This is a genomic window from Citrobacter sp. Cb023, assembly GCF_030336805.1.
Taxonomy (GTDB): Bacteria; Pseudomonadota; Gammaproteobacteria; order Enterobacterales; family Enterobacteriaceae; genus Citrobacter; species Citrobacter braakii.
The window spans coordinates 14,635-28,255 of record NZ_JAOWCV010000035.1 but is presented as its reverse complement, the minus strand read 5'-3'; the positions used below and the strand labels follow the sequence as shown (position 1 = coordinate 28,255).

The window sequence follows — 13,621 nt, the reverse complement described above, 5'->3', positions numbered from 1 at the left end:
GAAAAGGAATCAAATCACTATGCGCTGTAAAACGCTGACTGCTGCTGCAGCAGTACTACTGATGTTGACTGCAGGCTGTTCCACTCTGGAGCGAGTGGTTTACCGCCCTGACATCAACCAGGGAAATTATCTGACACCTACCGATGTCGCTAAAGTGCGCACGGGTATGACGCAACAGCAGGTTGCTTATGCTCTGGGTACACCAATGATGTCCGATCCTTTTGGCACTAACACCTGGTTTTATGTGTTCCGTCAGCAACCTGGACATGAAGGCGTAACCCAGCAAACGCTGACGCTGACCTTTAACAGCAGCGGCGTATTGACCAACATTGATAACAAACCCGCTTTGACCGATAACAAGTAGGTTTGAGAGATCAAAAAAAGGTGCTCAATGAGCACCTTTTTTATTGTCTGTTACTTTTTAGCGGATTTCTCTGCTCGCTGTCTGCGCAGCTCTTTTGGGTCCGCAATCAGTGGCCGGTAAATTTCCACCCGATCGCCGTCATGCAGAACATCAGCAAGCTTTACCGGACGGCTGTAGATACCCACTTTATTTTTACTGAGATCGATATCGGTACGTAATTCCAGCAGCCCGGAAGCGCGGATAGCCTCTTCCACCGTTGCGCCCTGCTGCAGCGTTACGCGCTGTAAATACTGTTTCTCGGGTAGCGCGTACGCCACTTCAACGACAATTTTAGCCGACACTGACACTGTAAACCTCTTTCGCGCGAACCGTGAAGGCCTGCACCATATTTGAAGCCAGTTCTTTAAAGATACGGCCAAACGCCAGCTCGATTAACTTATTGGTGAACTCAAAATCGAGGTGAAATTCAATACGACACGCTTCATGACTCAGTGGCGTAAACTTCCAGCCGCCAATCAGTTTCTTGAACGGCCCATCGACCAGATGCATCAGAATGCTCTGATTACTGGTCAGTTGATTGCGCGTGGTGAACGTTTTGCTGATCCCTGCTTTCGAGACATCCACAGCGGCCGTCATTTGTCCCGGAGTCGACTCCAGTACGCGGCTACCGGTGCAACCCGGCAAAAACTGAGGATAGGACTTAACATCATTCACTAGCTGATACATCTGTTCCGCACTGTAGGGTACTAAAGCGGTCCGGCTAATCTGAGGCATAACAATTCCCATCAATATCAATCACACAAATAATACCATTTATCACCCGCTAAAAAAAACGCTATAGCCTAACTCGTGCTAAGATAGCGCCTTGCGCCCCGCTGGATGAAATGGGGTGTTTTTCGATTCCAGATTACCTATACTGAGCGGCATTATGACGAAGAAAAAAGCACACAAACCTGGCTCAGCCACAATCGCGCTAAACAAGCGCGCACGACACGAATACTTTATTGAAGAAGAGTTCGAAGCAGGACTCGCCCTGCAAGGTTGGGAAGTAAAATCCCTGCGCGCGGGTAAAGCCAACATCGGCGACAGCTATGTCATACTCAAAGACGGCGAAGCGTTCCTGTTTGGCGCCAACTTCACGCCAATGGCGGTGGCCTCAACACACGTGGTATGCGACCCCACCCGAACCCGTAAACTGTTGTTAAACCAGCGTGAACTCGACTCCCTGTATGGTCGTATGAATCGTGATGGTTATACCGTCGTTGCGCTTTCGTTGTACTGGAAGAATGCCTGGTGCAAAGTGAAAATTGGCGTTGCGAAAGGTAAGAAACAGCACGACAAGCGCTCTGATGTGAAAGAACGCGAATGGCAGTTAGATAAAGCGCGTATCATGAAAAATGCTGGCCGCTAAATGCTACTCCCCTGTGACCAGTCTCTCCTCCTGAGACTGGTTCTTATTTTTTAGTTATCGAAACCCACACAATACATTCACCGAGTTTATAGTTTATTTATGCTGAATCGTTCAGATATGAAATAAACCCCCTGCCATTACCGTTGCGGTCTATAGTCCAATAATATAAAAGTTCAAGACCATAGCATTCATATTTCCATTTATTTAATAACACTATTATTACTATTGTTTATTATATTGACATTCATTTCAATAAAAACAAAATCATTTAAATACAATTAGTTGCCATGAAAACAACCGTTAAAAGCAAACTGGAAAGTATCCTTTTCAAATGACTAATTACTTTTTTAATATGGATAAGTTGCAGAATACTTTCTTTCTGACTATATCATCTAATACGAAAGAACTATTCAGCCGAAAGGGCCCAGACGTATTTAATCAATAAACTAACATCTATGTGACCTAATCAATGAAATTACATGTGTAAATTCATCTTTATGATGAACGGAGCCCCTGTCTGCTCATTTTCCCAGCGCGCTGTTGCGGATTAATACTCCCGGCATGCCATCAGGAGTGAACATATGCGTCTACTCGCCGTTGTATCAAAATTAACTGGCGTTTCCACAAATGTTGAAGCCTCTGAAGTTACGCTCAGTTCACCTTCTATCGTGAAACTGTCTGTGTCGCGTGAGGAGGTGAGTCAACTCACGCGCGTTAATCAGGATCTGGTTGTCACACTCCGCTCAGGTGAAACCATCACCATTAAAAATTTCTACCTCGGAAAAGGCGAAGCGCAAAACCAACTTGTTCTGGAGGACAGTAATGGCGCACTGTGGTGGGTTCAGGATACTGACGGAGCATTCCATTTCCAGCACCTGGACGATCTCACACCACTGATGACGGCCGAAGGCAGTCATGAAGGCGGCGCCGTCTGGCCGTGGGTTCTTGGCGGGATCGCTGTCGCTGGCGGGATTGGCCTCGCTGCGGGTGGTGGTGGTGGTGGTGGCGGCGGCGGTGGTGGGAGTGATAATAACGCTGGAAACGGTAATGCCGGGAACGGCAATGGTAGCGGCGGCAATGGCAACGGTGGCAACGGCGAAGGTAACGGTAACGGTAATGGCGACGGTGACGGTGATGGCGGCACACCGCCAACGACAACCCCTAACAGGCCTGACGTCCCCGTTATCACCAGCATAATCGATAACCAGGAGCTGATTACTGGCCCTGTCAATCAGCAGGAATCCACCAACGATAATACGCCGACACTCCAGGGCACCGGCCCCGCGAATGCCACATTACATATTTTTGATAACGGCGTCGAAATAGGCCAGGTCACAATCGATGCCAACGGCAACTGGTCGTTTACGCCATCCTCTCCTCTGGCAGACGGCACACACCAGTTTACCGTCAGCGCTTCAAACGGTGCTGGCAGCAGCGGCATGTCGGACAGTTGGGAAATTATTGTCGATTCGCTTGCCCCCGACGCCCCCGTGGTCACTCAGGAAACCGACAATGTCGGTTCCATTACCGGCTTTATCGCCAATAACGGCGTAACCGACGATGCTACGCCGACGCTCACTGGTACAGGCGAAGTAGGTAGTTTCATCAGCATTTCTGATAACGGCATTCTGATCGGCATGGCCCAAGTGGATGACAATGGTAACTGGACATTTACACCGGACATTCCGCTCAGCGATGGTGTTCACAATCTGACGCTGACGCAAACTGACGCCGCAGGTAACGTGAGCGCGGAAACGCGCGTACCGACATTCACGGTTGATACCACCCCGCCTGCAGCCGCAGTCATTTCCTCCGTTAATCCAGAAGGTAACGAGGTAACTGGTCGCGCTGAGGCGGGAAGCCTGGTCATTATCATCGGCAGTAATAATCAGGTTTTGGGTTCAACAACGGTCGGTCAAACCGGCAATTTCGTCATCGCGATTTCGCCCTCACAGACGCACGGTGAAGCGCTGATCGCGAAAATTCAGGACCAGGCAGGCAACATCGGGCCAGATACCTCTTTCAATGCCACCAACTCTGGCTACCCGGGCGTGCCTGTTATCGTCAGCATAATGGATGATTTCGCCCCCTCAACCGGACCATTGAGCAATAATCAGGCCACCAACGATAATACCCCCACGCTCTCTGGCACTGCCGACGCCAACAGCACGGTGACTATTTACGACAACGGCACAATTATCGACAGCGTACTGGCTGACGGTAACGGTAACTGGACATGGACTTCCAGCTCCCCGTTATCAGATGAGCTACACGCCTTCAGCGCCACCGCGACAAACCAGTCAGGTACAGGAGGCATGTCACCAGCGTTCAATATCAGCATCGACACACAACCACCGTCAGCGCCGGACGATCTGAACGTATCTGCCGATGGCACTGTTGTTACCGGGACGGCCGAGCCGGGCAATACCGTGGTTATCACCGGCAGTGGCGGAACTCAGATCGGCAGCGGCGTCGCCGGAACGGACGGCTCATTTACCATCACCATTAACCCACCACAGACCAATGGCGAAACCATTGAAGCCATCGCAACCGATCCGGCAGGAAACCCAAGCCTGCCAGAAACGGCGCTTGCACCAGACATTACCGCGCCACAGCCCCCAACAAACCTGCTAGTTAATGGCACTGGCGACCAGGTCACCGGCAAGGCCGAACCCGACAGTACGGTCAATATTCTGGATCCAGATGGCAATATCATTGGTACGGCAACTGCCGATACGGATGGGGATTTCACCGCAACGCTGGTTCCGCCGCAAACCAACGGCGAGACCCTTACGGCAAATGCGACCGACACCGCAGGTAACAAGGGCGACAACGCCTCTGTCACCGCACCGGACACCACGGCACCTGATGCGCCAACCGGCGTCACCGTCGCCGGAGACGGCGGTTCTGTAAGCGGACATGCTGAAGCGGGAAGCACCGTCACCGTTAAAGACAGCAACGGTAACCCGATTGGCATAGGCCAGGCTGACAGCGGCGGCAATTTCACCGTGTCTATAGCGCCGTCGCAAAAGAACGGCGAAACGGTAAACGTCACAGCAACGGACAGCAGCAATAACGAGAGTCAGCCTACCTCCGCGTTGGCTCCGGATATCACTGCACCAAACCAGCCAGTTATTATTGCCGTTACTGATGATGTTGACGATTTCACTGGCCCCATCAATAACAATGGGTTAACCAACGACGATAAACCGAAAATTGAAGGCATCGCCGAAGCAGGTTCGCGGGTCAAAATTTATGATAATGGCACCCTGCTTGCGACCGTTAACGCTGATAACAACGGTAACTGGAACTATACGCCCACCGCAGCACTAAGCCAGGGCGCGCACGTATTTACGGTGACGGCAACAGACGCTGCCAACAACACCAGCAGCGCCGCCAGTTGGAAAATTATTGTCGATAGCATCGCCCCAACCGTTCCAGTAATAACGTTGGTTAACGATGATGTTGGCAGCATTACGGGCAACGTTGCAAATAACGGTTGGGTCACCAACGATAACACGCCAACCCTCTCGGGTACCGGTGAACCCGGTTCGCTGGTGAGCCTGTACGATGGCAGTCTGTTGATGACGGTTATTCTTGTCGACAGTTCGGGCACCTGGAGCTATACCGTTCCGGGAAATCAGGTGCTCGGCGACCGCACTCATCAGTTTACGGTATCGGCAACCGATGCCGCCGGTAATGTCATCACCTCACCCACAGTGGTCAGCGTTACCGTAGATACTCAACCGCCAGGCGATCCTGTCATTTTGGCTGCCACCGACGACGTTGGGAATGCGCCGATCGATCTGCCTTCCGGAAGCCGTTCAAACGATACCTTACCAGAGCTGAAAGGAACCGGAATAGCCGGTTCTACAATCACCCTCTATGAGGGTTCCACGCCAATTGGCAGCACAACGGTTTTACCCGCCGGCACCTGGAGTATTCAACTCAGCCAACCGCTCAGTGAAGGCGCACACAATTTATCCGCTATCGCCACGGACGCTGCAGGCAACGCCAGCAATGCAGGGAACTTTACGCTGACGATTGATACCACCCCACCAGTTGCCCCGGTTATCAGCTCTGCAGAAGGTCTGATTGGGACAAATCTACAAACGCTGAGTAACGGCAGCAGTACCAAAAGCTCGAATCCCGAACTCTCCGGAACCGGCGAGCCCGGCGCGAAGATTACGATTTATGATAATGGCGGTTCTATTGGCACCGTCACCGTACAGCCAGACGGCACCTGGACATTTACCCCAACCTCACTCGCCGACGGGCCGCATAAATTTACCGCCACGGCGACCGACGTCGCGGGCAACACGGGGATCCCGTCGGCCAGCTTTACTCTGACAGTAGACAATACGCCTCCCGCACAACCAGCCGCGCCAATCATTACCGACGATGTGGCTCCGGTAACGGGAGTGGTCACTAATGGCAACACCAATGACACCACGCCAACCTTTAGCGGCACGGGGAACGTCGGGGATCTGATTACCCTCTATCTTGCCGGTACTCCCCCATTGCAGGGAACAACAACAGTAGGTGCAGACGGTACCTGGAGCTTCACTCCGTCAGCACCGGTTGCTCCTGGTAGTTATCAGGTAACTCTCACCGCAACCGATCCAGCAGGCAACGTCAGCCTGCCATCTAACGCCATAACACTGAACATCGACACGACGTCGTCTGCACCACCGGTGATCATCGCCGCCAACGATAATGTCGGTGATGTCACGGGCGACCTTGCGACAGATGCCGTGACTGATGACACCACGCCAACCATTCGCGGTACTGGCTCAGACGGGGATACCATCACCCTGTATAACGGGGGGACGGTAATCGGTACTACAACGGTGGCTGGCGGAACCTGGAGTATTACGCCAGGGACTGCGCTGGCGAACGGAAGCTACACATTAAGCGCCACCGCAACCGATGCAGCAGGTAACATCAGCGACAATTCAAACAGCATTTCGTTTACGGTTAACAACACGAAGCTGACGTTGCCGCAGGTAACGGATATTCAGGATAACGTTGGAATCTTTACCGGTTCGCTAACCAATGGCAGCGTCACGGACGATACCACCCCGACCCTCAGCGGGACCGGCACACCGGGCAGTACAGTGTTAATTTTCGATGGCAATAATCCCGTCGCAATTGCTACGGCTACGGTTGCTGCTAACGGCACCTGGAGTGTGGATGTTCCCCTCACGCCGAACGTCACTCACACACTGACGTTCGGCGCAGTGGATGCCGCAGGTAACTCACTGGCTGCAGATAACCCGCTGACGGTGATTGTCGATACCCTGCCGCCTGCAACGCCTACGGTTACCAGCGTAGATCCTAACGGGACGCTGGTAAGCGGTACGGCCGATGCCGGCAGCACCGTGATTATTCGCAGCGGTAACACCATTCTCGGCCAGGGGGTGGCAGACGGTTCTGGTAACTTTGCTGTCACCATTTCGCCAGCGCAAACAACCGGTCAGGCGCTCAACGCCATCGCTCAGGATACCGCCGGAAATCAAAGTGATCCGACAACGTTTAACGCCGCTACCTCCAGCGTTCCGCATCCACCGACTCTTGAGATCGTTGATGACATCGCGCCCATCATGGGGGTGATTGGCAACGGTAAAACCACCAACGACACCTTACCGCTGCTGCAAGGGACGGCCACTGCTGGGGCATCGGTGACTATCTATCAAAATGGCGCATTCATCGCCACGGTAACCGCCGATGCCGTGTCTGGCGCATGGAGTTATCAGCTACCCACTGCGCTGACTAACGGCATTACCTATAACTTCACGGTTTCACAAACGGTGGACGGTACCCCAAGTGGTCTGTCGCCCAACTACGCAATCACCATCGACACCACGCCCCCGCAGGTGCCAACTATCACCAGCATTATTGACGATATTGCCCCCGGCACCGGATCGTTGGATAAAGGGCAAATTACCAACGATTCACGCCCGACGTTTAACGGAACCGGCGAAGCGGGGGCAACCATCACCCTTTACGATAATGGCATCGCTTATGCCACTACCACGGTAAACAGCAACGGATTCTGGAGTTTTACCCCGACCGCTCCGCTGGGAGAAGGCGACCATATCTTTACCGCTCGCGCAACAGATGCCGCAGGCAACCAGGGAGATCCATCCGGTGATTTCCAGATCATTGTCGATACCCTGGTGCCGAATGCCCCCTCTATTGTGACAGTCACAGACAACGTTGGTACAACCCAAATCCTAACCTCCGGGCAGTTGACCAACGATAATACCCCAACGCTTGCTGGCGTTACCGAGGCGGATTCGCTTGTTACCATCCGCGATAACGGGGCGGTCATCGGCACAACCATCAGCGATGAAAACGGCAACTGGAGCTTTACGCCTGCGCCTGCTCTCGGTGAAGGCAGCCACTCGCTGACTGCCACCGTCACAGATGGCGCGGGCAATATCAGCCCGGCAACGCCGCCGTTTGTGGTTGTCGTCGACACGCTGCCGCCAGCAGCACCGACCATTACCTCCGTAATTGACGATCAGCCAGGCAATACAACACTGGCTAACGGACAACTGACGAACGATGCGCAGCCTACGCTGAACGGCAAAGGCGAAATCGGTACCATCATCACGATCCGTGATAACGGCGACGCCATCGGTACAGCGCAGGTGGACGAGTCAGGCAACTGGCGCTTCACACCAGATGCACCACTGGGACAGGGACAACATATATTCACCACCGTTGCCACCGATCAGGCAGGTAACTCCGGCGGAGTATCATCATCGTTTACTATTGAGCTGGACTCAGTTGCCCCGTCAATCCCGGTCATCAGCTCAGTTCAGGACAGCACCGCACCGACAACAGGCCCGATAACCAACGGGCAGACCACGAATGAATCCCGTCCGGCCCTGAGCGGCACCGGTGAAATTGGCGCGACCATTACCGTCCTGAGCGATGGTCAGCCCATCGGCACCACCACCGTTGGGGCAAACGGCACCTGGAGCTTAACCCCAACGGATGCACTCAGTAACGGCCCGCATACGCTGACCGTCACCGCCACCGACAGCGCCGGTAATACCAGCCAGCCATCCAATAGCTTCACGCTTATCGTGGATACCGTGTTGCCTGGTACGCCAGCGATTACTCAGGTTGCAGATGATGTCGGCCCGCTGATCGGTAATCTGAACAACGGTCAGGCCACGAACGATCCACTCCCGACGCTTAGCGGCACGGCTGAAGCCAATTCCACGGTAAGAGTTTACGATAACGGATCGTTTATCGGCTTTACCTCAGCGGATGGCACGGGCGCCTGGAGCTTCACGCCAGGAACCGAGCTTGGCAACGGTAACCACGCGCTGACGGTGACAGCCACCGACGCTGCCGGAAACGTCAGCCTCACGTCCGCTGGATTTAACATCGTTGTTGATACCGTCGCCCCGCTTGCGCCAACGATTATCCAGGCTTTTGATGACGTGCTACCGGGAACCGGAACGCTGTCGAGCGGGGCCTTTACCAACGACACCCGTCCCGTACTCAACGGCTCGGCGGAAGCCGGTGCCCGGGTAGCCATCTACGATAATGGCACACTGCTGGCAACGGTAACTGCGGCGATAGACGGCACCTGGGAATATCTGCCTGCCGCGCTGGGTAACGGTCAGCATGTGTTTACCGCTATCGCCACCGATGCCGCCGGAAACGTAAGTCCTACCTCCGGCGGGTTTATTATTAATGTCGACACCATTGCGCCATCCGCCCCGCTGCTGGTCTCAGTGGTGGATGATATCGCAGGCGGCGTGTTCAATGCGGCGCTCAACAACGGACAACTGACCAACGATGCGCGCCCGACACTGAACGGTACCGCCGAGGCAGGCAGCACCGTCAGCATCTATGATGGAAGCACCCTGCTAGGTACGGCGCTGGTGCAAAGTAATAACAGTTGGTCGTTTACCCCAACTACGCCGCTGACGAATGGATCGCACACCTTCACCGTCACCGCGACAGATGCGGCGGGCAACACCAGCAGTGCGACGGCAGGCTTTAACGTGGTGGTCGACACCACGGCGCCGACGCAGCCTTCAATCAGCAGCATTATTGACGACGTCGGGCCAAACACCGGGGCGATTGGCGCTAATCAGCCAACCAACGACGCACGCCCAACGTTAAACGGCACCACAGAAGCCAACGCGCGGGTCGATATTTACGATAACGGCAGCTTTGTCATCAGCGTGACGGCGGACGGCAGCGGCAACTGGAGTTACACCCCAACCACCGCGCTGGCACAAGGTACCCACTCCTTTACCATCACCGCAACGGACAGTGCGGGTAATACCAGTGGCATATCGTCTGCGGCAGCGATCGTGGTCGATACCGTCGCCCCGGGCATTCCTACAGGGCTGGCGGTAAACGCCAACGGTACCACGCTCACCGGCGTTGCCGAGCCAAACAGCACGGTCATTATTACCTCCAGCGGTGGAACGGTGCTCGGCACGGCAACCGCCAACGCCTCCGGTAATTTCACCTTCACGCTGAACCCACCGCAAATCAGTGGGCAAACGCTGCAGGTCAGCGCCCAGGATGCCGCAGGCAACATCGGCACGGCGGGTAACGTTCTGGCACCGTTTACTGGCGTACCGCCTGCGCCGGTTATTGCCACCGTTCTCGATGACGTCGGTACGATCACGGGGCCCGTCGCGGCGGGTAAAACCACCAATGATACGCTGCCAACGCTCAGCGGAACGGCGCAGGCTAACGCCATCGTCAGCCTGTACAACAACGGCGTGCTAATGGGCACCACGACCGCAGACGGTAACGGGATCTGGAGCTTTACCCCATCGGGGGCGCTCAGCGAAGGTAACCACGCGTTTACCGCCACTGCAACAAACGCCAACGGCGCAAGCGGGTTATCCAGTTCGTTCAGCGTGATTGTGGACACCACGCCACCGACCGCGCCAACGATACTGATCAGCGCCGATGGCGGCACCGTCAGCGGCGTCGCCGAAGCGGGAAGCACGGTCACTATCTCCCTGCCCGGCGGCACCAGCGTGACGGCAATCGCCAACAGCAGCGGTGTCTACAGCGTCAACCTGCCGGTTCGCCAAATTGAAGGCCAGTCGCTGTCCGCCACGGCGACCGATGCGGCGGGCAATACCTCATCGCCGACAAGCGCTATCGCACCGGTATTGCCACTGCTGGCTGAAGACAACGTCACCAGTCTGCCGCTGCAAACCGATGTTATCGTCAGCACCGAGCATCAAAGCGATTATGGTTTCCTGCTGGTTAATGCGTTGGGGAATGTCGCCAACGTGCTGGGGAACGATACGGCAAGCGTTAATTTCAGCATCGCTTCTGGCGGCAGTGGGTCCATTACGATCAATGCCGCCGCGACCGGCGTGGTGCTGTCGCTGTTAAACACGCTTGAAGTCGTTATCCAGCGCTTTGACACCGGGCTGAATGCCTGGGTAACGGTGGTGGATACCGGGAAACCAGACTTCGCCAGCCTGCTCACCCTGGGTGCCTCGGGCGTAACGCTCAATTACAGCGGGCTGACTGGTGGTGATTACCGCGTGGTCAGCTACAACACCAACCTGCTGGCGACCGGCGCATACACCAGCCTTGATGTCTCGGTGGTGAAAGCCAGCGCAGGGACCATCATCGGCGGTACCACGGAATCCGGGAACATCATCACGGATACCGATCCCGCCAACGGGCAGGATAATGCGCCTTCCGGCACATTGGTCACCGCCATCACCGACGGTAACGGCAACGTCGTGAATATCCCGGCGGGCGGCATTGATGTGCAAGGGAAATACGGTATTCTGCATATCAATCAGAACGGTAGCTACACCTATACCCTGACCAATACGTCAATCTCGGTGTATGGGCGCTCCGAAAGCTTCACCTACACGCTGACGCATGGCAGCGATCACTCCTCGGCAAAACTGGTGGTAACGCTCGGTCAGGCTCCAACCACCAGCACGGTAACCGCGGCAGACGATGCAGCAGTGCTGACTTACGGAACGCAGGTCATCGCGGTTGACCACTTGCCATCACAACAAACCGGCTTCACGCTCGCCAGCGTCGGACTCGGCAATGTGCTGGACGTCAGTCTGGTCAACGGTCTGACTAACCCGATTAAGTTCAACGTTGACGATGGCGCAACCCGCACGCTGACCGTACAGGCGAATGTTCTCGGCGTGACGCTTGGCGGCTTCGATCTCTATGTTTATCGCTTCAACGAGTCAATTCAGCAGTATGAGCAGTACCGGGTACAGCCAAACTGGGTCACCGCCCTACTGGGCGGAAGTTCGTCAGCGTATACCATTACGCTACCAGGTGGCGATTATCTGTTCCTGCTTAACGCTTCCGGCGGCCTGACGCTGCTGACCAGCTATACCCTGAATATTCAGGCCGATCACACCTACGCCGTCGACAGCCTGAGTGCGACAACCAATGGCAATCTGCTGGTCAACGACTCGGCTCCGGCCAATACCGTTATCACCGAAGTTAACGGTATCGTCGTTAACGGGACGGCCACTACCACTATTAATGGGCAGTACGGCACGCTGACTATCGATGCGAAGGGGAACTACACCTACACGCTAAGAAGCGGACTGGGTGCAGACGGTATCAACACCCCGGACAGCTTCGTGTATAAGGTCAGAGCACCAAACGGCGATACCGGCAGCGCCTCGCTGAATATCAAACCAACGCCGCAGCCGCTGGACGCCGTAAATGACGTCAGCAGCACGATGGCGGTCACCACGCAGGCGGACACCTCCAGATTGTTTGCTGACAACAGCGTCGGGAACGCCAGTTGGAACGCCCAACTCCTTTCTCCCACCTCACAAAATGGCACTGGCGTCATTGAGGTCGCGACGGGAACGGCGGTGCAAAACGCCATACTGCATTTTAACGTTGCTTCAGGTCTGACGCTGGGCGGACTGACCGTCACCTGGGCGCTGTATGACAGCAACAACGTCAAGGTTGCCAGTAACTCATTCAACGGTGGATTGCTTATTGGCGGCAATATCGATATTGCCTTGGGGATCATGTTGCACCCCGGTAACTATCGACTCGACTACACCGGCAGCGTCGGGGCTTTAGGGCTGGGGAATATCACCATCACCCCTAGCGTGAAAGGCACGATAATCGACCTGCAGAACGTCGAAACGTCCGCGGCAAACAGCGTCGCCGGCAACATTTATGACGGGGACCATATTGCCAGCGTGCATACCTTGCTGACGGTGAGCGGCACGGGCGGTAGCACCGCCACGCTGGATCCGCTGAGCAGCACGACCAGCGCCATCATTAACGGGTTGTACGGCAAACTGACCATTGGCATTGATGGTCATTACACCTACGCCCTCAACAGCGATGTCTCACTTTCCACCATCCTCACCAAAGAGACATTTACTTACACCCTAAACGATCAGAATGGGCATACCGATACCGCTACGTTGACCATCAACATGAATCCGCAGGTTGTAAGCACCGTAGATGCCGATCGTTTTACCGGCAGTGTCTACGGCGATACGCTGATTTATCACCTGCTCAACGCCAACGACGCTACCGGTGGTAACGTTGGCAATGTTGGCGTTGGACCTACCGACAACTGGACCAACTTCTCGCTGGCCCAGGGCGACAAAATCGATATCGGCGACCTGCTGGTGGGCTGGAACGGGCAGAACACTACGCTCGGCAACTACCTCACCGTGACCACCAGCGGTAACAACACGGTGATTGCCATCGACCGCGACGGTACGGGCAACACTTATCACTCAACCAATCTCATAACGCTGGAGAACGTACACACCACGCTCGATGAGCTGGTGCAACAAAATCACATTGTGCCCTGAAGC

The 13,621-nt window shown here is 55.1% G+C and carries 5 protein-coding genes; 3 read left to right on the top strand and 2 right to left on the bottom strand.

What is annotated here, in order from left to right:
- Positions 1 to 19 precede the first annotated feature (19 nt).
- On the top strand, positions 20 to 364 hold the full coding sequence (gene bamE, locus OGW44_RS12480; protein ID WP_003826401.1) for an outer membrane protein assembly factor BamE: 345 nt from the start codon (positions 20 to 22) through the stop codon (positions 362 to 364).
- A gap of 50 nt (positions 365 to 414) precedes the next feature.
- On the opposite strand, the gene OGW44_RS12475 is transcribed toward bamE, so the two are convergent.
- Together OGW44_RS12475 and ratA are read right to left on the bottom strand one after the other, a co-directional pair.
- Positions 415 to 705: an RnfH family protein gene (locus OGW44_RS12475; RefSeq protein WP_185654530.1), complete on the bottom strand. Its 291-nt coding sequence runs from the start codon at positions 703 to 705 to the stop codon at positions 415 to 417.
- Positions 695 to 1,138, bottom strand: coding sequence for a type II toxin-antitoxin system toxin RatA (gene ratA, locus OGW44_RS12470; protein ID WP_003031213.1), 444 nt, complete (start codon positions 1,136 to 1,138; stop codon positions 695 to 697). The genes OGW44_RS12475 and ratA overlap by 11 nt, the downstream gene beginning before the upstream one ends.
- Before the next feature lie 154 nt (positions 1,139 to 1,292).
- Here ratA and smpB point away from each other — a divergent pair, with 154 nt between their 5' ends.
- Positions 1,293 to 1,775, top strand: a complete 483-nt coding sequence (gene smpB, locus OGW44_RS12465) for an SsrA-binding protein SmpB (protein WP_003031211.1) — start codon at positions 1,293 to 1,295, stop codon at positions 1,773 to 1,775.
- 581 nt (positions 1,776 to 2,356) lie between these two features.
- Positions 2,357 to 13,618 carry a BapA/Bap/LapF family large adhesin gene (locus tag OGW44_RS12460; RefSeq protein WP_185654524.1) on the top strand — a complete coding sequence of 3,754 codons (11,262 nt, stop codon included), beginning with the start codon at positions 2,357 to 2,359 and terminating at the stop codon, positions 13,616 to 13,618.
- Positions 13,619 to 13,621: the final 3 nt, after the last annotated feature.

Coding starts and splice junctions, on each gene's coding strand:
- bamE (WP_003826401.1), top strand. CDS start 20: ATGCGCTGTAAAACGCTGACTGCTGCTGCAGCAGTACTACTGATGTTG.
- ratA (WP_003031213.1), bottom strand. CDS start 1,138: ATGCCTCAGATTAGCCGGACCGCTTTAGTACCCTACAGTGCGGAACAG.
- smpB (WP_003031211.1), top strand. CDS start 1,293: ATGACGAAGAAAAAAGCACACAAACCTGGCTCAGCCACAATCGCGCTA.
- OGW44_RS12460 (WP_185654524.1), top strand. CDS start 2,357: ATGCGTCTACTCGCCGTTGTATCAAAATTAACTGGCGTTTCCACAAAT.